The organism is Nostoc commune NIES-4072 (genome assembly GCF_003113895.1).
Classification (GTDB): domain Bacteria; phylum Cyanobacteriota; class Cyanobacteriia; order Cyanobacteriales; family Nostocaceae; genus Nostoc; species Nostoc commune.
Genome location: NZ_BDUD01000001.1, coordinates 493297 through 512316, shown reverse-complemented (window position 1 = coordinate 512316; position 19020 = coordinate 493297). Strand labels below are relative to the sequence as shown.

The following is a 19020-nucleotide window of genomic DNA, read 5'->3' as shown; positions in this document are numbered from 1 at the left end:
ACCCTTAAGTTAACTAGCTTCTGGATCGCAACGAATTTCAATCATAAAACCATCTGGATCGTAAAAATACACTCCTCTACCAGTAGGACGTGTGACTGGGCCATGTGCGATCGCTATTTTATTTTCTCTGATCACTGTCACCGCATGATCAAATAACTGCGGATCGATGTCAAAAGCTAGATGGTACGCTCTGGTGAAAGTCTTCTCTGGGTCTGGATTTGGTGGTGTTAAATCGGGTTCTCCAAATAAATCCAGAATTGTACCATCCGGGGTGATGAAGTTGGCTACTTTCCCAGATGCTACAAGTTCCACTAGGGTTGCGGGTACTTCGTCACCTGTAAGTTCATGCAAACCCAGGATTGTGCCATAAAAATAGCGCGAGGCTTGCATATCCTGGACGTTTAGGGCAATGTGATGCACTTTACGCAGATTTCCTGGCGCAAGGACACTATTCACGGATTGGGTGCTAGAGAGCATAGTAGAACAAAATCTCAATACTTAGATAGAAGTTGAACTTTCTTTGAAAGTTTATTATTCCTAATAAAAATCTATCATGGCTTTTGATTATTCTTTAGACTTTAAAAATATTGATTTTCGCCAACATCCTGAACTCTATCGTGTTGGTAAGGGTGAGCAGGGTGTACTTTTGGTTGAACCATACAAATCAGAAATTCTTCCTTACTGGCGGTTCAAAACCCCTGATATTGCTAGAGAGTCAAGTGAAAAAATATACGAGATGTTTCTTGATTATTTAGAGAAAGATGATTTTATTGGCGCGGATATGGCACGAAAGTTTATCCAAATGGGCTATACTCGCTCTCGCCGTTATGCTAATCATAAAAGTGGTAGGAAGTATAAACAAAATTCGGAAGATTCAGGTTCCAAAAAAGAGATTCTTCCCTATGAAGTAGACCCAGTTAAAGCGGAATCAGCAGCAATATTTAAAGCCAAGTGGGTAGAAGCAAAGACAAATGAGAAATATCAAAAGCTTTTAGCCAAACATAAGCAGATGTATGAGCTAGAGTAAAACACTATTAACTTTCAATTGAGCGGCTTTCGGAGAGTGTGTTACGTGAATGAACCTCTGAGCTTCGTCAATGAACCTTTGAGCTTTGCGAATGAACCTCTGAGCTTCGTCAATGAACCTTTGAGCTTTGCGAATGAACCTCTGAGCTTCGTCGATGAACCTCTGAGCTTTGCGAATGAACCTCTAAGCTTCGTCGATGAACCTCTGAGCTTTGCGAATGAACCTCTGAGCTTTGCGAATGAACCTCTAAGCTTCGTCGATGAACCTCTGAGCTTTGTCGATGAACCTTTGAGCTTTGTCGATGAACCTCTGAGCTTTGCGAATGAACCTTGGAGAGTAATTGCAGAATCTTGTCAATCACATTGCAATACTTGTCGGGTTTTGGGGAAAAGGGGAAAGGGAAAAGGGAAAGAAAAAACCTTTAACCCAAACCCAGTAACCTTTTCCCCAAACCTGATTCTGAGTTAAAAATCCTTTACCCGAGCAGTATTGACTCACATTGTGGCTTACGAAAACGCTTGTTCAGCTAGAATTTTATCGTGATTTACTGATGTATCTTTAAATCCACTTCCCTTGGATGCAGGAGTTAGGCGTAAACCTTGCTTTTGTGGAGGTAAATAACCACGTTAGCTGAGGAATTCTTCGAGGGCATTTTCTACAATAGCGTTAGCAGGTAAAGAAACAATTATCGGCGATATTCGTCGCCGCAATCGCCGATTAGCTGGTATAAATCGCGTGATTGGCGAGATACTGCATTGATGCGATCGCGATCGTCTTCATCTAAACTAAAACTAAATACTTTGGCATTATCTTCTATATGTTCAGATACACCAAGTCTTGCACCAACTATCACACCTCCCACAGTTGGTTGATCTAAAATGTAACGCACTGCTACGTTAGAAATGCTCACTCCATGCTTATTAGCAATTTCCTTCAGGATAGCCAGCAACTCTTGAAATAATCGCCAACCACCCCAAGCATCGATCATATTTTTATATTTTTTCAAACTAGCAGTGGATAAATCAAATCCTCGCGGTTCCGGTTTTCCCAAATAGTTTTCTGATAACAAACCGCCGCACAGTGTACCGTAAGTAAAAAGCTTTATGTCATGCTGTTGACAAAACTGCACCATATTAACTTCGGGACGGCGGTCAACAAGGGAAAATTGCACTTGGTTAGAAACAATTTTGATCCCTGCTTCGGTAATCAGCTTCAAGTTTTCTGTGTCAAAATTAGTTAAACCTAAATGCTTAATTTTACCCTCAGTCTGAAATTCTGCCATATATTTGAGGGCATCCAGGTAATTTTTATCCTGATATTCCCACCAATGGAATTGCATCAAATCTAACGATTCCACATTCATCCTTCTTAGGGAAATATCAATATTTTCCTCAACGAGTTTTTTCGTCATTTTGCCAGGACGAGGCACCCATTTTGTAAAAGCTTGCACCTGAGATAAAGCATCTTTACCACGAGTGTCAATTAGTTGACAGCGAAACTCACCAATAAAGTCTTCTGCGGGGCCATAGTGGTCTGCTAAATCCCAAGTAGTAAAGCCTGCATCTACATATTTGAACATAGTCTCAATAGCGACTTGGGGATTGATCCGTCCGTGTGCGCCGGAGACTTGCCACATCCCATTTAAGATCCGGCAAATGTTCAAATCAGGAGTGAATTGGAGACGGCTAGCTGCGGGTAAGTTCATTTTCAAGTTTAGGAGTGAGAAGAGACGCGATTAATCGCGTCTGTACAATAGTTAGCAGTGAGAAGAATGAAGAATTTGTGAGTTCGGAAGCATCTTATTACAACATTCTTAGACTTTATGCCTTCTTAAGAACCATTTATAACAGCGATAATCAATAACTCTTAAATCTTAACTCTTAACTCCTAACTTTGAACTCCTAACTTTTGTACAGACGCGATTAATCACGTCTCTCCTAAGGCCAGCCTTTTTCAGCTTGTTGGAGAACGTAAGCAGCAACGTCTTGAATTTGCTGTTCAGTAAGACGCTCTTTGTAGGCTGACATATTATTTTTACCATTGGTAACTATAGATGTAACTGCCTCTATTGAATCCATACCATACTTTTTCAGCGCTTGCTTTTTGAGATTTTTACCTCGCCTGATGATGTTGCTGCCGTTGATATGACAACCAGCACATTGAACACTAAATATTTGTTCACCGTTAACTGTGTCTGCTGCACTAGCAGGTAAAGTAAAAGTGCTTATCAACAACAAAAATGTTACTAATACTAATGTAAGTAGTCTTTTCAATTAACTTCTCCTGATTTGGACATATTGGTTGCAAAGATTAATGTCAGAGCCAATACTACAAGGATTCAAAGTCAGTTGTAAATCCAGCAAAATTTGCACAATCTTCTTGAAAGGCTTCGGCATCGCTAACATCCTCAATTTTATAAGACATGATGCGCGTCCCATCTGGCATTTTTTTAGAACCAATCAATTCACCTTGATATTTTTCTGCGATCGCTTTAAATTCAATACCATAGAGCTTCCAAGCATCGGCTGAACAAGTAATATTTACTCGCCACATATTTGCATCTCAATTACTACTAACAATTAATCATCTCACGAATGGGCAACATGCTACACATCACCTCTTTCGGGTTATTATTTTCTATCTAAAGGAAGTGCCTAGCCTTTTTAGGCTACGCCATAATGTGGGTATGGGAACATGTCTAGAAAATATTATCCAAAATAGTTAAACCCTAAGAGTTGAAAATGCCTAACAATATCAAACAACAAATTCAAGCAGACCTGCAACAAGCTAAAGAAACTGGACAATTAAGAACTGAGCGGATTCGGGAAATTGTGAAATCCGCAGTTTCTCAAGTAGGTTCTGAGTTTAAGCAAGGTTCTAGTGAACTTCGTAGTCTTGTTAAAGATGCCGTTTCTGCTGTAATTGAAAACTTCCAAGAAAAAGGTGGCGAACTTAAAGATGAAGTGACAGCTTCTATTGAAGGAGCGCTGGAAGGGATTAACAGCAAAAGACACGAAAGCATTGCTAAAACTCAGACAGATATAAAACGGCTACAGGCTCAACTAGATGGTGAAGAAGAAAAACTCCAGCAAGAGGTTGATGTAATTTTGGCAGAAATTGAAGAGACAGGTAAGGAAAAACCTGCTAGTACTAAAACTGCAATTGATTCAGCTATCAATGCTCTTAAAGATAGTGAAGAAGCCGGATTGTTAAAGAAACGTTACGCCCAACTGCAAGCGCAGCTAGCCATTGTCCGAGCTAACTTAGCTGCACGCTATGGCGGACGTAATATGGAAGTTCAGGATTATCTAGACGAAGCTAAACACTGGTACGATAAAGCTCGTCCTCAAGCAGAATCTATGGCTGTGCAGGTAGAACAGAAGCGATCGCAGCTTGAAGATAAACTGGGTGAAGCTGGTACATCTCTAGCAAGAAAAGAACATCAAATTAAACAGACGTTGAGAGAGTTACTCTTAACGGCAGCTGACTTATTCAAAGATAAGGAACCTGCGAATAAAGAGCGGGATACTATTCACAAATAGACTAGACTGCTTTTGACAAAACTCTGATACATATAGAATTTTTGTAGGGACATGGCATTGCCGTGCCCCTACAAAAGTATCTGTATAATTATTAAAGATTCACTTTTCGTAGGGTGCGTTAGCCAAACGCTAACGCATCGCTTGATAAGCTGAAAAATATCTAAATTACCATAATCGTAGGACTAGTGAGGTACTCTCCTAAAAGGAGAGAGGCTTTGAATTTTTTCTCCTTCCCGCTTCGGGAAGGGGGTTAGATTTTATAATCTCTAATTCTACTAGAAACTAAAATGGTGCGTTACAGCTTTAGCCATAACGCACCCTACTTAAGATTCCCTAAAATTCATCTTACGTATTAGTAAATATTTCCTTCCCTATTTAGTTGTTCATCACGCTTGGCAATGACCCAAATTGCATGAATACTACCGGGTAGCCAACCTAGAACTGTGAGCAAGATGTTAATAAATAGAGTTGGCCCAACTCCAACAGTCAGGAAAACGCCTAAAGGAGGCACTAACAAACCTAGAAGAAAACGAACTAATTTCATGATTTTTCCGTATTTTTGTGATTTTCTTTAATTACATTCTGCTGAAGATACCGAATTAGGAAATTCACCTTCGGATATTTTATTTGGAGTAGAAACGTAATAAAATGCGTATTTCTACTCCAAATAATACTTATCTAGAAGGTAATTCACCTTGACTTTTTACATCTCCACTGCCGGTTAACAGGTTTCTTTCAACAAAGTAGTTGTTAATGAAGGTGTTAGCAAAAGTTAGGATCACCGGCCCAAGAAGGAAACCAAGAATTCCGCGAACTGCAAACCCAGGAACTAGCACTGCTGCTAACCAGAAACATAAACCGTTGACGACGAGTGAAAATGCTCCAAATGATAGAAAGTTAAGTGGTAGAGAAAGAGTAGACAAAACTGGTTTAACTGAACCGTTAATTAGACCAATTACTAAAGCAGCAATTATAGCTGCGGGAAAGTTAGCAATATTAACGCCTGGAACAACTAAATCAACAATCAACAGGCTCAAAGCTGTAGCTAGGGCGGTTAATAATGGTGTTAACATTTTTCTTACCTAATCACTAAAGATTTTTTGTAACTTCTTATCTCATATTCAGCTATCTATTAGGTTTTAACCTCTCTTGCAAGATAGAATTTGGTTCTACCGTTAGGCCGATCATTGAGAAAAATATAGCGATTTCAATACTACCTAGATTTTGCTTAAAAAAGCACTCCGGGGTAGGTTGGGTTGAGGAAGGAAACCCAACATTTTCACCGCTTTGTCGGATTTCACTACCTTTAACCCAACCTAAAAATCTTCTCAACTGATTAATATGTCAATCACTTGGATTTTCCCGACTCAGGCTGATAGTAAAGCGCTGATTTATACAAGATTTGTTCTTGATGGGTTTCTAAAGTGCAATTAGATAAGGGGTAAGTTACACAAGTAACAACATAACCAGCCTGTACTTCACTTGGGCGCAGAAATTTTTGCTCACTTTGATCGACTTCACCGCTAATGAGTTTGGCGACACAAGCAGAACATTCGCCTTGTTTGCACCCAGATGGTAGGCGGATACCTGATTCTTCTGCGATATCCAGAATATATTGATCGTCTGGTACTGGAATGGTACGATCTAATCCAAGTGTAGGGTTGATGAATTGAACTTGATAAACTGCCATCTGCTGTTTGTAATTATTGTTTAACTGCTTTCATCGACAAACTAATCCGCTTAAGTTTCTCGTTGATTTCTAAGACCTGTACTTTGACTACTTGTCCGACTTTGACAACTTTTTTGGGATCGTCTACAAATCTATCAGCAAGTTGGGATATATGCACCAAGCCATCTTGATGTACGCCGATATCAACGAAAGCGCCGAAGTTGGCGACATTTGTGATCATTCCCTCTAGTTCCATTCCCACCTTTAAGTCCCTGATTTCCTTAATTCCTTCTTTGAAGGTGGCATACTTAAATTCTGCACGGGGATCTCTACCTGGTTTTTCTAGTTCGCTGAGGATGTCGCGCAGTGTGGGTTCGCCAACGCTATCGGTAACATATTTTTTCAGGTTGGTCTTTTTAAGTTTTTCAGCAATTTGTGTCACCTGATTTAATGGCACATTTAGATCAGATGCGATCGCTTCTACTACAGAATAACTTTCTGGATGCACTGCTGTATTATCCAATGGGTTATCACCGCCGCGAATCCGCAGAAAACCCGCCGCTTGTTCAAAGGCCTTTGGCCCCAGCTTTGGAATTTTCAAAAGTTGTCGGCGATTTTTAAAGGCTCCATTCTGGTTACGATAGGCGACAATGTTATTGGCAACTGTTGCCGTAATTCCAGAGACGGAAGTCAGAAGTTCTTTGGAGGCCATGTTCAAGTCTACGCCGACATAGTTAACGCAGCTTTCTACAGTCTCATCCAATTTCTTTTTCAGCAACTTCTGATCGACATCGTGCTGATATTGTCCCACACCAATAGATTTGGGATCGATTTTCACAAGTTCCGCTAGAGGATCTTGCAAACGGCGGCCGATACTAATTGCACCGCGCACGGTAATATCTAAATCGGGAAACTCTTCTAACGCCACAATACTAGCAGAATATATAGATGCACCAGATTCATTTACCATCACCTTAACTGGTTTGCGTTCTATGGTTTGCAATACTTGTGTGACAAACTCCTCTGTCTCGCGGGAGGCTGTACCGTTACCGATGGCGATTAACTCAATCTTGTACTTTTCAATCAGATTTTTGACAGTTTGTGCAGCTTTAGCGCGTTGTTCAGCCGCTTGGTGAGGAAAAACCGCTTGGTATTCCATAAATTTCCCCGTTTGGTCGAGCACAGCAACTTTACACCCAGTTCTAAATCCAGGGTCTATCGCCAAGGTGGGTTTCATTCCGGCTGGTGGAGACAGCAGCAACTCTCGCAGATTAGTTTCAAATGTCTTGATTGATTCCATGTCTGCATAGACTTTCTTCTCAGAAATTACCTCTCCCATTAGAGAGACTTTCATCAAACGATTGAATGCATCCTTCAACATCGCTTGATAAAAATCCCGAATTGTCCGAACTTTGGTTTTAATTTCTTTCGACTCAAGATAGTAAAGTACCGTATCCTCATCAAAAGCAATTTCAAAGCTTAATACTTTCTCCGTTTCACCCCGACACAACGCCAGCATATTGTGTGGTGCAATATTTTTTACCTTAATTTGATAATTACGGTACATCTCAAATTTGGTTGTACCTTCGGGATAATCATCTTTGATGCGGGAGACAAATACCCCTTCTTCGAGAAGATAATCGCGGATATATGCCCGTAATTCAGCCTTTTCAGCCACTTCTTCCGCTAAAATATCAGCAGCGCCTTTGAGCGCTTCTTCTGCTGTTTTTACTCCCTTGGCTTCAGAAATATACTTAGCGGCTTCTTCTTCTAGTGAAGCCGTTGCAGCATTTTTTACATTTAGCAACTTGATGAATTCCGCTAGTGGTTCGAGTCCTTTTTCTCTGGCGATAGTGGCGCGGGTGCGTCGTTTTGGGCGATAGGGTAGATATAAATCCTCAAGTTCGGTTTTTTGTAAGCAGGATGAGATTTTGGCTTTGAGTTCATCTGTGAGTTTACCAAGTTCTGCGATCGCACTTAAAATCACAGATTTTCGTTCTTCCAGTTCTGTTAAATAAGTATATCGATCAGCCAGTTCACGGAGTTGCACTTCATTCATCTCATCGGTGCGCTCTTTACGATAACGTGCAATAAAAGGAATTGTTGCACCCTCCGCCAAAAGTTCCAGCGCGTTTTGCACCTGATGAGGTTTGAGGTTTATTTCAGTTGCCAGTAATTGAGGAATGTTCAGCATTGAGTGTCTAAAATGAAAAAATGAAAATGCTACTTCTAAAGTTAATATGCTAGATCCTTATCCTGGCGCAAGGCCAAAGTTTTAAGCTAACTTACTAGATGATTGCTCACAAAAGTGCAATTGGCTAAATAGACAAAACCCGCCTTTGCAAGTTTAAAAGCTTTCCAATCTGCGTGGTTAAACAAGAGTTTGTATAGCATAGCGCAGCTATACTGAATCGGGAGTGTGTCACCAGAAAGTATTTTGCACTCCTCACCAAGCTACGCCTAGCGTCTGGTAAACTACTGTTTGGCTTACCATCGACCACAGAAGAAGTATTAGCCAAGGTTTTGGGCGCTACTTGTGTCGCAAGAATTATTCCAATTTGTGTAAGATAGGACGTTGCGTAATCTTGATTTTCTATAATATTTATTTCAATGGGCTGTTGTGGCTAAAACCTGATTGGATGTAAAATTAACCACAATTCCAAAAAACAATTTCGGTTTGTTTTATAAGCACAACACAACAACTTATAGTTCAGAAGTTAGTAAAATGGCTTTGTTCTTTTTGATACCACTGTGTACGGCTTTAGCTACTGGCTACTTCTTTAACAAGAGTAGTGATGAACTTGCATATATTGCAGGTGTATTTGCAGCTATTAGCTTAATTTTCAGTTTAGTATTAGCACCCTGGCAGATTCAGTTTGGATTATTAATCATTGTCTTAATTATTACCAACAGACTTTTGCAGGAAAATGAGTCCAAACAAACTCAAAACAAAGGAGAACAATTTAGGGCAACTAAATAATACCAACTACCACTAAGTATCAAATATAAAGTTTGATAGGAATGTGAATTAAATAACATCTAAATGTGGTTTTTAACCTTACCCGCCTTTGACGAGATCAAAGTCTCCTCTCTCATTAGAAACTTCCAACAAATAAATTACTATTTGTGGAATGCTCGTGTCGCCCACGCCACAATAAATAGTTGGATATTTTTTTATTTGTCAGTTTCTTAGTAAGGAGCTACGGTGTGTACACAAGTCCTACTTTTCTCTCCATTTGATTCCTGATTCGACTTGGGTATAAACGATAGTAGTAAGGAGAGGGGTTGGGGGCGAGATTTTGTACTTTATTAAATTCGCCTTTTTGAGAGAGTTCAGAAATACAGACTTACGCCTTATTTGGCGTCTAAGTTAACCTTAAAATAAGTTTTGTTTAAGATATCTGAATTTAAAGATTTTCATAAATAAAAAACGATTCAAACTATTGGTTAGAATCTATACTCTGAGAGTTAAGTATATTTTTATACCAAAAAACTACTTGCACTAGTGTTCAAGTTTCAATTCTCCTTACTCAAACTCTTAGCTTTACACTTTTAGAGTCTGATACTAAATCGCTATTTCTGCAACTTTATTAGGCAGAAAGTGATACCTAAATGTACAAATTATTAAAAATAAAGATTCATCAACAGGAAAATGTAGATTTTATAAAGTTTTTGTTTAAGTATATTTTCCTAAAATGAATTTTTGATGAAGTGTGGCGATAAATTTGCAACATTGTTTTCTCATGGTATTCTAGTAAGTAATTATATGTAAAAATAAACTTTGAGATAAAGCTCTAGTTAAAATTACATATAGTTAAAAACAATTAGACAACACTGAGTACTAAGATAATGTAAAAACATCTCAAATCCATTTAACTCAACATAAGTAAGCTGCGAATTGCTCGGCAAACGCTAGTTTACATTACGCCTTAGTATCGTCAAAAGCTCCACTTATTTTGACAGGCAATAAAATTCCCCAAAAACCTGTAAGGCGTATTACTCTATAGTTATCTATAGATATTTCTCGCTCTCACGCAGATTTTTCTTAACTGTTGTGTTCCTATGTCCAAAAAGAGTACCTATACACACTATTTTTGAGTACAAATTTTTATGGATCGCCTTAGTTTCCAGTATAGGTTGCAGATATGCCTGTAAGCCTGGATAAATTTTATGGCATGTCAGAGAACTAATAAACACTTCCTGGAGAAAATTAAGAACATTTATCAATCCAGCTTAGTTTTGATGCATAAGTTAATGGCTTTAGAAGTTGAGTAGTGTCTTCAACAAGGTTTCTATAGCAGGATACAACTGATGAAAGTTAATGAATGGATTAATAAAAAATTCCAAGAATCCATTTTTATTCGCTTAACTCCATCTGTTGAACATGCGGGCCGAATCCGAGTTCAGCATAAGCGATGTCTCACTGCTAAACTTTGTCCACACAATTTTGGCAGAGTACTCAATGTTCTTTATATATGCATTCACTATGACATAAATATTGCGATCGCCTATGGCGGGCGGATACGCCATCGCACTCAAACTAGTCTGGAAACATTACTGGCTGATACGGAAGACATCTGCAATTCACAATTTGGCAAAGCCTAAATTGATTGCGCCAATTTCCAAGCAATTAAACTGTTATGTCTGCGAGTGTAACTCAGTAAGCCAATTTAGCATACTCTACTACGATAATATCGGGTCTTGCCAAAATACAGCAACCTTGCTCCAATCGGCATAGTATCTAGTTGCTAACTCTTGGATATGAGCTTCTATGATGATTTTGATATCAATCCCTTCAACATAAGCTTCCTAATTTTGTTGTCTATTTACTGAAGTGGAAATTGAATTACACAGAAGGTATGACCAAAATCTAAAACTGTTTAAAACGATAGATTGTTTACTGTCCGGTTCATACCTAATATCTCGATTGAGGCAAATGTACTATGAAATCTATCTCGCAAAGTTCAAACGTTAAAATAGTTCCTTATATTATATTGTTTGTCAGTATTTTATTTAGTATTTCTGGTCAATTGCTGATGAAGTATACCATGAGCCATACAAATGAGGGACTATTTAATTGGGTATTTATTCAAAAATTAGTATTAGCTATTAGTATTTATTGCTTGGGGGTAGTAAATTGGATATTAGCTCTGCGCTCTGTCAAATTAAGTATTGCTTATCCACTAACTAGTTTAAATTATGTCGGTATATTTTTCGGTTCATACTACTTTTTTAATGAACAGATTACACTAACTAGAATAGCAGGAGTAATCACTATTTTTATAGGTGTTCTTTTAGTAGTTATTCCCTGGAAAAAATCTACATCATCAATGTATAGCAAATATCATCAAAAAGATTAAAAAATGAACATCATTACTTGGCTTGTCTTAATGCTTGTGGTTTTATTCGGAACAACAGCTAACCTATCACTAAAGTATGGACTTCACATTTCTAGCCATACTAAGGGAGCAAGCGCATCTATCCAAAATCTGTTATTGTCTCGTTATTTTTGGATTTGGTTTGTTTGCTATACATTTATGACTATATTGTGGCTTTATGTATTGCGGACAATTCCTCTAAGCCAAGCATTTCCAGTTTTAGGATTAATGTATGCATTTGTGCCAATTGCTTCTCACTATCTTTTAAAAGAGCAGGTTGTATTTAGCCAGTGGTTAGGAATTTCCATTATTATAACTGGTGTAATTCTGGTTGTAAATTAATAGCCAAAGGTGTAGACAGCAAGACTATTAATATTAAAATTTTTTGAAGATAAATCTCAAAATCATCCTTACCAACACTTAAACTAAATTTATGAATATAGGCATCATTGGCGGAGGTATAACTGGACTAGTATTAGCCCAACGTCTTTCAAATCAAGGACATAAAGTAACTGTATTCGATAGTAATAAGCAGCTTGGTGGACTTACCACTTATCATGATTATGGGTTGTTTACCTGGGATCGGTTTTATCACGTTATCCTCCCTTCTGATACTCATTTAATAAATTTTCTCAGAGATATTGATCTTGGAGATAAGCTGCGTTGGCATCGAAGTTTAACAGGCTTCTACGACAATAAAAAATTTTATTCTATCAGTAACTCTATAGAATTTCTCCGCTTTCCTTTGTTCGGACTTATAGGTAAAATCAGATTAGCTTTCACTCTACTGTATGGTTCACGCCTGAATAACTGGCGGCGCTTAGAGAAGATATTAGTTGAAGATTGGCTATTGAAACTTGGTGGCAAAAGTACATACGAAAAACTATGGAAACCTTTGCTTCTATCCAAATTAGGAGAGAACTATAAGCGAATATCAGCAGTTTTTATTTGGGCTTATATCAAAAGGTTATTTTCAGCGCGGGATTCTTCATTAAACAAAGAACAACTTGGTTATGTCTCAGGCGGTTACAAAACTGTTTTTGACCATATAGAAAAATTAATTTACGCGGCTGGGGGTCATATTCACACAGGTGTTGCGGTGGAATATATTGCACCTCATCCAGAGGGTGGAATGTGGGTAGAATATCAGAGCAAAAAGGAACATTTTGATAAAGTCATCTTTACTGGCCCAGTTAATATTCTGCAACAGGTTGCTGCTAAAGAATTAGTCAAAGTTTCAGACACAGGTGAAACAGTAGAATATCTGGGCGTAATCTGCATGGTACTTATTACTCGCAAGGCTTTAATTCCTTATTACGTAGTAAATATTGCCGATAGAAATGTACCCTTTACTGGAGTTATTGGGATGAGTAACCTAGTTTCTTTGCAAGAGACAGCAGGATACCATATCACATTCCTACCAAAATATATCCTTTCCACTGACCCGTTATTAAAAAAGCCAGATGATGAATTGCGCCAAGTATTTTTCCAGGGTATACGTTTGATGTTCCCAGAACTTAAAGCAGATGATATTGTCGCGGCACATATTAATCGAGCTATTAAAGTACAGCCACTACAAGTTTTAAATTATTCAAGCCTTGTTCCAAAAGTGAGTACTGAAAACGATGATTTTTTCGTTGTCAATACCTCACAGTTGGTCAATGATAGCGTCAATAACAACGCAGTCGTCCGACAGGTTGATGAATTTCTCAAGAAATCAACATTACTAAATTCTTGAGCTTAGAGAATAATATTTTGAAAATCACACGAGGTACTTATGAGTCTTTTTGTTCTTTTACCCGCATACAATGAGCAAGAATCAATTCGCCCCTTGTTCAAAAAGTTTCAAGTATTGCAGCAAATATCTAATATGGATATCCGGCTGATTCTTGTTGATGATGGTAGCAAGGATGCAACTGCTCAGACTGCAATAGAAGAATCTCAATCGCTGGGGATATCGCTGAAATTAGTCCAACATCCTAAAAATGCTGGTTTAGGTCAAGCAATTAAAACAGGTTTCACAACTTTCTTAGAAATTTCTAAAGAAGGTGATTTTTTAGCCGCAATGGATTGCGATAACACTCAACCACCAGAACTATTAATCAAGATGTATGAGACGATGATAGCTGGTAGCTATGATATTGCGATCGCATCTAGATATCGAAAAGGCTCCAAAGTCATAGGCTTATCAAAATTTAGAGAGATAATGAGCTACGGAGCAAGCTGGCTTTTTAGAATTGCCGCCCGTGTACCAGGTGTAAGAGACTACACCTGCGGCTACAGGCTGTATAACCGTACTTTCGTCAGTAAACTAGATATGTATTATGGCGAGAGTTTATTCACTGAAAGTGGATTTGCTTGCATGATAGATTTACTGCTGAAAGCCAAACCGCTCAAACCAAGAATTGTAGAAATTCCAATGGTTTTGAGATATGACGAAAAGCCAAGTGCTAGCAAAATGAAAATTATTAAAACTATTACTCGAACCCTAAAGCTCTTGTTTAAGAATCTAACATCGGCAGCGCCAACTGCTGCTAATTTAGGTCAGACTTTCAATCAGCAAGAAACATTAAGAATTCCCTTGAAAATGACAAATCGTAAATAAACCTGAGAAAGAATAGGCTCTTACCAAGAATTAACGAGATGGAAAATGGTAATTTATCAACGGTATCATTCTAGGGATGAGAAAGGCAGAAATCAAAAATAAGTTTGATTAAGTTGTTGTTTTTACCAATATATGTGGATATTCTTTCCTAAGAGTTTAAATAATTGGAAGACAGTCTAAGACTGTCTTCCAATTATTTATGTATAAATATTTTCACTTTTTGGTTTGCTCATTCTTTGTGAAAGTGTATTATATCTCAACTTTACATGATCGCTCTCCAAAGAGCGTTACTTACAATTCACTCACGCTTAACCAGAGGGAAATAAATTTCCCAGGTGAGGAAACCCCTACTACTTAATTGCCGACTCTGACTTTCACTGATTTGTTAGACTAAACACACCAGGATTTTTCAGTCAAATCTCTGAACTACGCCAGCAGACGAGGCTACCCATGCTTACAAGTACGCTACTTCTCTCGAATCAACTTCCCACCCTGCAATATTCCTCCACACCAGAGCGTTTCGATGAAACCTGGGAAGCCCCCCTGGCTACCCTCCTGGGATTAGGACGCGCCGCAGGCGCTGACTTCATCGAATTATTTTTAGAACGTCGCAACTATATTAGTTGTCTTGCAGAAGACGACTCCATCACTAGTATTTCACCCAGTCTGTCTACAGGCGCGGGAGTCAGAGTATTTCGCGGCAAAGCTGATTGCTACGTTAGCACCAATGACCTTTCGTTTTCCGGTTTGAAAGCAGCTTTAGAAAAAGGTCTTTCTATCCTGGGATTGCAACTACCCACTGCTAAAGCTTTTATCCCAGAAATCAACCTAGAATTATTGAGAGATTACGCCACCAAAAGAGGCAAAGATGCCTGGCTACCAGTGTGTAGCTCCATCCGAGAAATGGGAGAAGTCCTCCTTGATGGTACTGCCCACCTGAAGCAAAAAGCTAGCCACGTCCAATCGCGCCGTGCTACCTATTTCCGGGATTGGCAAGAAGTTTTAATCGCCGCTAGTGACGGCACTTTTGCCCGTGACATTCGCCTCACTCAGTCAGTAGGATTTAACCTGTTGTGTGCTGATGGTGCTAATCGTGCTTCCATCGGTGAACGCGCTGGTAATACTAGCGATGCTAACTTCTTGAGGACTTGGGATTCTCAACAAGCTGCCGAAAAAATAGCAGAATCTGCTGGCAAAATGCTCTACGCCGATTACGTAGAATCAGGTACTTACCCGATTATTATGGCGAATCACTTTGGCGGCGTAATCTTCCACGAAGCTTGCGGACACCTGTTAGAAACCACCCAAATTGAACGTAATACTACACCCTTTGCTGATAAGAAAGGCGAAAAAATTGCCCACGAAAGTTTGACAGCCTGGGATGAAGGGCGTTCTGAAAATGCCTTCGGGACAATCGACATGGATGACGAAGGTATGCCTGCTCAAAGAACCCTATTAATTGAAAAAGGCGTTCTCAAAAACTTCTTAGCAGATAGAACAGGTTCTGCACGTACTGGACACCCCAGAACTGGAAGTGGACGCCGCCAAAATTATACCTTTGCTGCTGCTAGCCGGATGCGTAATACTTATATTGATTCTGGCGAATATAGCATTGATGATTTATTTACCTCTGTCGATAAAGGTATTTACTGTAAAAAGATGGGTGGCGGAAGCGTTGGTGCTACAGGCCAATTTAACTTTAGCGTTGATGAAGCTTATTTGATTGAAAATGGCAAAATCACCAAACCGCTAAAGGGAGCAATTCTAATTGGTGAAGCTAAGGAAATTATGAATAAAATTTCTATGTGTTCCCAAGATTTGGAAATTGCACCAGGTTTTTGTGGCTCTGTCAGTGGCAGTATTTACACCACAGTAGGACAACCCCACATCAAGGTTGATTCTATTACTGTCGGTGGAAGATAATAATTTTGGATTTGAAATTTTGGATTTTGGATTGTGAATGATCAGGATATTGTGTCAATAAAAGGCTACGAGACAAATATAAGTCATAAGCTAAACCACATTTAGCATAATACTCAGTTGTAGGGTGGGCGTCTCGCCCGCCCAAGAAATACAAGCAAATTTTCTGTGGAAAAGCTTAACATCCAAAATCCAAAATCTAATATCCAATAGGACTTACGCAAAAAGCGCTAAAAAGCTTAATTTCTCGAACCGCCAAGACGCCAAGAACGCCAAGAATCGTAGAGTTTGCGTAAGTCCTATCCAAAATAAAATTGCTTCTAATCCAAAATCTAAAATTCAAAATTCAAAATTGACTATGCCAAATATCAATGAGATTGCAAATTCTGCCAAGGACAATGCTGGTAAGCTTGGCATTAAGAAATTCGACATTTATGGCTCAACAGTAGATGATACTAGCGTGCAAGTAGACCAAGGTGAACCAAAACAAGTCAAAGCCTCAAATCGCTCTGGTGTTACTGTTCGTGTCTGGAATGAAGATAATACAATGGGTGTCACCAGCACCACAGATGTAGACCCAAAAGGACTGGAATTAGCTTTGAAAACTGCCTACGAAGCCAGTTTCTTTGGTGTTAAAGAAAATGTTCCTGATTTTAGTCCAGAAGCTACTGTTCCGATTGCAAACAAACCTCAAGATAAGACACCCCAAGCACCTGTTGCTGAACTCATAGAAAGATTGTTGGTAGCTGAAAAAGAATTACTAGCAGCTCATCCAGCAATTAAAGGTGTGCCTTATAATGGTTTATCGCAAAGAGATATTGATAGATTTTATCTCAATAGCGACGGTGCAGTGAGAACTGAATCTCACTCCTTAGCATCAGTTTATCTTTACAGCAAAACTGAGGAAGAAGGAAAAAAACCTCGTAGTGCAGGTGCTTTTAGAATCAACCATAGTTTAGATAATCTAGATATCAATGGTTGCATCAAAGAAACCGCAGATAAAACTATCAGTCATTTGAATTATGAAAAAATCAAAACTGGTAAATATCGGGTTGTTTTTTCACCAGAAGCTTTCTTAAGTCTGTTGGGTGGTTTTTCTAACTTATTCAACGCTCAAAGTATTTTAGACAATCAAAGCTTATCTACTGCTGATGATTTAGGTAAGCAAATTGCTTCTCCTCTGCTTTCAGTTTTTGATGATGCACTTCACCCAGCTAACGTAGGTGCAGAAAGTTTTGATGGTGAAGGAACTCCTACTCGTCAGGTTTCGCTGATTGAAAATGGTGTTTTAAAAAGCTTTCTCCACAGTGCAGGTACTGCTAAAAGGTTCAATACCCAGCCAACAGGTAATGCCAGTATTGGTGCAAAAGTTAGCGTTAGTCCCAATTTTTATCACGTTTTTTCTACAGTAACTCCTGAAGAAGAGTTAAGTTTAGAAACTGCTGAAAATGTGATTTTTATCGATGATTTACAAGCTCTCCATGCTGGAGTTAAAGCCTTGCAAGGCTCGTTTTCTTTGCCGTTTGATGGTTGGCTAGTTAATAAAGGTGTTAGGACGAGTATTGAGTCAGCAACTGTTGCTGGTGATTTCTTGGAAGTCCTGAAATCAATTATTTATGTAGAAAAAGAGCCAGAGTTAACGCCAGGGGGAGTTTGTCCGAAAATCTGGGTTAATGAACTGTCGATTACTGGTGAGTAAAAATTAAAAAGTAGAGAGAGAGTTAGGAGTTGAATATAACTCTTAACTCATCACTTTGAAATTATTACTCACCATTAGTATTCACCACCAATGCTAATGGCAGTATTAAATACATCAGCACCGCTTAAATCAATATTAGCCATAATAGCGCCATCTACGTCTGTATTATATAAATGAGCATTACTCAAATCAACATTGGTGAGATTAGCATTATTTAGGCTAGTACCATTGACAAAAGCATCTGTGAGATTAGCAGACTTCAAATTTGCACCAGTTAAATCAGCACCTTCTAGGTTAGCACTTTCAAGATTAGCTCCTTTTAAATTTGCATTTCTGAGGTCAACACCTATCAGGTGAGCGCCTTTGAGGTTCGCTCCTGCTAAATTACATCCAAAACATTCCCTAGTTTCCAGCAAGCGCCGGACAGAAGCGGAGTTTTCTGCTTTGACAGGAAGGGGAGCAGCTAGAGATAGCGTGCTGAGTAAGGCTGCTGCCGTCAAAAAAATTCGTTTCATATTTACCTCCGACACTTCTAGAAGTCATTAAATTCTTTACTTCTACGATACTAGTGTGCCAAGATTACAGACTTATGTACTCATGCGATCGGAGTAATAGATAATTTCTATAAGAATAGGTATTCTTTTGTAAGCTAGTCCGATCGGACTAATAGTAATATTATTGGACTCAACTGCAAACCGCTATATATAGCAAAATTCAGAAGCAAAACACGCTTTATACCTGGGTAACAGACTTAGCTTGTGTACCTCATCAACTTGAAATCTGCTGTATTTTTAGTCGTTAATTGTTCCATCAGGCATGACTGCACCACGCAAATCAGCACCCTGTAAAGTTGCACCATGTAAATTAGCATCATGCAAGTTGGCATCGATTAAACTTGCCTGATTTAGGTTCGCACCATTTAGCTTTGTACAAACTAGATTGGCCTTATTTAGGATTCCCCGATTTAGATAGCTAAAAATTAGGATTGCATTAGATAAATCTGCCTTATTCAAAGTTATATCAATCAAGTCTGCACCAAACAAATTTACGCCGTTTAAGTTTGCCTCCAAAAACTTTGTTTCTCCATTTTCATATCGTTTAAGAAGTTCATTGGCATCCATATTTCTTTTCTCCTATCAATTACTACACTCGTTTTAAATTTACCAGTATCAACAATAGT

The 19020-nt window shown here is 38.7% G+C and carries 21 protein-coding genes; 11 read left to right on the top strand and 10 right to left on the bottom strand.

The genetic code is table 11. The features are described from left to right. Positions 1 to 9: 9 nt before the first annotated feature. Positions 10 to 477, bottom strand: a complete 468-nt coding sequence (locus CDC33_RS02240; protein ID WP_109007110.1) for a VOC family protein — start codon at positions 475 to 477, stop codon at positions 10 to 12. Positions 478 to 553: 76 nt separating this feature from the next. Between CDC33_RS02240 and CDC33_RS02235 the strand changes: the two genes are divergently transcribed. Then, entirely contained in the window at positions 554 to 1027 is a 474-nt protein-coding gene (locus CDC33_RS02235) for a DUF4385 domain-containing protein (protein ID WP_109007109.1), read from the top strand. A 45-nt stretch (positions 1028 to 1072) separates the two neighbouring features. Further along, entirely contained in the window at positions 1073 to 1495 is a 423-nt protein-coding gene (locus CDC33_RS02230) for a hypothetical protein (RefSeq protein WP_109007108.1), read from the top strand. Positions 1496 to 1712: 217 nt separating this feature from the next. Here the strand turns inward: CDC33_RS02230 and CDC33_RS02225 are convergent, their stop codons facing one another. The 3 genes from CDC33_RS02225 to CDC33_RS02215 all read right to left on the bottom strand — a co-directional run bounded on the left by CDC33_RS02225 (position 1713) and on the right by CDC33_RS02215 (position 3580). Beyond that, the gene (locus CDC33_RS02225) at positions 1713 to 2732 is read right to left on the bottom strand and encodes an aldo/keto reductase (protein ID WP_109007107.1); all 1020 of its coding nucleotides are present in this window, start codon (positions 2730 to 2732) and stop codon (positions 1713 to 1715) included. A 232-nt stretch (positions 2733 to 2964) separates the two neighbouring features. Continuing rightward, the gene (gene petJ, locus CDC33_RS02220) at positions 2965 to 3300 is read right to left on the bottom strand and encodes a cytochrome c6 PetJ (RefSeq protein WP_109007106.1); all 336 of its coding nucleotides are present in this window, start codon (positions 3298 to 3300) and stop codon (positions 2965 to 2967) included. 55 nt (positions 3301 to 3355) lie between these two features. Next, positions 3356 to 3580 (bottom strand): hypothetical protein, encoded by a 225-nt coding sequence (locus CDC33_RS02215; protein WP_109007105.1) that lies wholly within the window; start codon positions 3578 to 3580, stop codon positions 3356 to 3358. Between the two features lie 188 nt (positions 3581 to 3768). On the opposite strand from CDC33_RS02215, the gene CDC33_RS02210 reads away from it, so the two are divergent. Continuing rightward, positions 3769 to 4569 (top strand): histidine kinase, encoded by an 801-nt coding sequence (locus tag CDC33_RS02210; protein WP_109007104.1) that lies wholly within the window; start codon positions 3769 to 3771, stop codon positions 4567 to 4569. Positions 4570 to 4921: 352 nt separating this feature from the next. Here CDC33_RS02210 and CDC33_RS02205 read toward each other — a convergent pair whose 3' ends face one another. The 4 genes from CDC33_RS02205 to CDC33_RS02190 all read right to left on the bottom strand — a co-directional run bounded on the left by CDC33_RS02205 (position 4922) and on the right by CDC33_RS02190 (position 8432). Then, complete coding sequence (locus CDC33_RS02205) at positions 4922 to 5113, bottom strand: YqaE/Pmp3 family membrane protein (RefSeq protein WP_109007103.1); 192 nt, start codon at positions 5111 to 5113, stop codon at positions 4922 to 4924. 130 nt (positions 5114 to 5243) lie between these two features. Continuing rightward, positions 5244 to 5642: a phage holin family protein gene (locus CDC33_RS02200; RefSeq protein WP_109007102.1), complete on the bottom strand. Its 399-nt coding sequence runs from the start codon at positions 5640 to 5642 to the stop codon at positions 5244 to 5246. Between the two features lie 275 nt (positions 5643 to 5917). Next, complete coding sequence (locus CDC33_RS02195; protein WP_109007101.1) at positions 5918 to 6259, bottom strand: 2Fe-2S iron-sulfur cluster-binding protein; 342 nt, start codon at positions 6257 to 6259, stop codon at positions 5918 to 5920. A 13-nt stretch (positions 6260 to 6272) separates the two neighbouring features. Then, positions 6273 to 8432: a Tex family protein gene (locus CDC33_RS02190; RefSeq protein WP_109007100.1), complete on the bottom strand. Its 2160-nt coding sequence runs from the start codon at positions 8430 to 8432 to the stop codon at positions 6273 to 6275. 441 nt (positions 8433 to 8873) lie between these two features. Here CDC33_RS02190 and CDC33_RS02185 point away from each other — a divergent pair, with 441 nt between their 5' ends. The 8 genes from CDC33_RS02185 (at position 8874) to CDC33_RS02150 (ending at position 17840) form a co-directional block, all read left to right on the top strand. After that, on the top strand, positions 8874 to 9218 hold the full coding sequence (locus tag CDC33_RS02185; RefSeq protein WP_369694278.1) for a hypothetical protein: 345 nt from the start codon (positions 8874 to 8876) through the stop codon (positions 9216 to 9218). 1331 nt (positions 9219 to 10549) lie between these two features. Then, on the top strand, positions 10550 to 10843 hold the full coding sequence (locus tag CDC33_RS02180; RefSeq protein WP_109007099.1) for a hypothetical protein: 294 nt from the start codon (positions 10550 to 10552) through the stop codon (positions 10841 to 10843). Positions 10844 to 11181: 338 nt separating this feature from the next. Beyond that, positions 11182 to 11598, top strand: a complete 417-nt coding sequence (locus CDC33_RS02175) for an EamA family transporter (RefSeq protein ID WP_109007098.1) — start codon at positions 11182 to 11184, stop codon at positions 11596 to 11598. A 3-nt stretch (positions 11599 to 11601) separates the two neighbouring features. Next, complete coding sequence (locus tag CDC33_RS02170; RefSeq protein WP_109007097.1) at positions 11602 to 11958, top strand: EamA family transporter; 357 nt, start codon at positions 11602 to 11604, stop codon at positions 11956 to 11958. A gap of 91 nt (positions 11959 to 12049) precedes the next feature. Then, entirely contained in the window at positions 12050 to 13354 is a 1305-nt protein-coding gene (locus tag CDC33_RS02165) for an NAD(P)/FAD-dependent oxidoreductase (protein ID WP_109007096.1), read from the top strand. Between the two features lie 39 nt (positions 13355 to 13393). Beyond that, the gene (locus CDC33_RS02160) at positions 13394 to 14221 is read left to right on the top strand and encodes a glycosyltransferase (protein WP_109007095.1); all 828 of its coding nucleotides are present in this window, start codon (positions 13394 to 13396) and stop codon (positions 14219 to 14221) included. A 450-nt stretch (positions 14222 to 14671) separates the two neighbouring features. Beyond that, positions 14672 to 16144, top strand: a complete 1473-nt coding sequence (locus CDC33_RS02155) for a TldD/PmbA family protein (RefSeq protein WP_109007094.1) — start codon at positions 14672 to 14674, stop codon at positions 16142 to 16144. Between the two features lie 355 nt (positions 16145 to 16499). Then, positions 16500 to 17840 (top strand): TldD/PmbA family protein, encoded by a 1341-nt coding sequence (locus CDC33_RS02150; RefSeq protein WP_109012405.1) that lies wholly within the window; start codon positions 16500 to 16502, stop codon positions 17838 to 17840. Positions 17841 to 17914: 74 nt separating this feature from the next. Here the strand turns inward: CDC33_RS02150 and CDC33_RS02145 are convergent, their stop codons facing one another. Continuing rightward, on the bottom strand, positions 17915 to 18355 hold the full coding sequence (locus tag CDC33_RS02145) for a pentapeptide repeat-containing protein (protein ID WP_109007093.1): 441 nt from the start codon (positions 18353 to 18355) through the stop codon (positions 17915 to 17917). Positions 18356 to 18631: 276 nt separating this feature from the next. Then, complete coding sequence (locus CDC33_RS02140; RefSeq protein WP_219929995.1) at positions 18632 to 18961, bottom strand: pentapeptide repeat-containing protein; 330 nt, start codon at positions 18959 to 18961, stop codon at positions 18632 to 18634. Positions 18962 to 19020: the final 59 nt, after the last annotated feature.

Coding starts and splice junctions, on each gene's coding strand:
- CDC33_RS02240 (WP_109007110.1), bottom strand. CDS start 477: ATGCTCTCTAGCACCCAATCCGTGAATAGTGTCCTTGCGCCAGGAAAT.
- CDC33_RS02235 (WP_109007109.1), top strand. CDS start 554: ATGGCTTTTGATTATTCTTTAGACTTTAAAAATATTGATTTTCGCCAA.
- CDC33_RS02225 (WP_109007107.1), bottom strand. CDS start 2,732: ATGAACTTACCCGCAGCTAGCCGTCTCCAATTCACTCCTGATTTGAAC.
- CDC33_RS02215 (WP_109007105.1), bottom strand. CDS start 3,580: ATGTGGCGAGTAAATATTACTTGTTCAGCCGATGCTTGGAAGCTCTAT.
- CDC33_RS02210 (WP_109007104.1), top strand. CDS start 3,769: ATGCCTAACAATATCAAACAACAAATTCAAGCAGACCTGCAACAAGCT.
- CDC33_RS02205 (WP_109007103.1), bottom strand. CDS start 5,113: ATGAAATTAGTTCGTTTTCTTCTAGGTTTGTTAGTGCCTCCTTTAGGC.
- CDC33_RS02200 (WP_109007102.1), bottom strand. CDS start 5,642: ATGTTAACACCATTATTAACCGCCCTAGCTACAGCTTTGAGCCTGTTG.
- CDC33_RS02195 (WP_109007101.1), bottom strand. CDS start 6,259: ATGGCAGTTTATCAAGTTCAATTCATCAACCCTACACTTGGATTAGAT.
- CDC33_RS02190 (WP_109007100.1), bottom strand. CDS start 8,432: ATGCTGAACATTCCTCAATTACTGGCAACTGAAATAAACCTCAAACCT.
- CDC33_RS02180 (WP_109007099.1), top strand. CDS start 10,550: ATGAAAGTTAATGAATGGATTAATAAAAAATTCCAAGAATCCATTTTT.
- CDC33_RS02175 (WP_109007098.1), top strand. CDS start 11,182: ATGAAATCTATCTCGCAAAGTTCAAACGTTAAAATAGTTCCTTATATT.
- CDC33_RS02170 (WP_109007097.1), top strand. CDS start 11,602: ATGAACATCATTACTTGGCTTGTCTTAATGCTTGTGGTTTTATTCGGA.
- CDC33_RS02165 (WP_109007096.1), top strand. CDS start 12,050: ATGAATATAGGCATCATTGGCGGAGGTATAACTGGACTAGTATTAGCC.
- CDC33_RS02160 (WP_109007095.1), top strand. CDS start 13,394: ATGAGTCTTTTTGTTCTTTTACCCGCATACAATGAGCAAGAATCAATT.
- CDC33_RS02155 (WP_109007094.1), top strand. CDS start 14,672: ATGCTTACAAGTACGCTACTTCTCTCGAATCAACTTCCCACCCTGCAA.
- CDC33_RS02150 (WP_109012405.1), top strand. CDS start 16,500: ATGCCAAATATCAATGAGATTGCAAATTCTGCCAAGGACAATGCTGGT.
- CDC33_RS02145 (WP_109007093.1), bottom strand. CDS start 18,355: ATGAAACGAATTTTTTTGACGGCAGCAGCCTTACTCAGCACGCTATCT.
- CDC33_RS02140 (WP_219929995.1), bottom strand. CDS start 18,961: ATGGATGCCAATGAACTTCTTAAACGATATGAAAATGGAGAAACAAAG.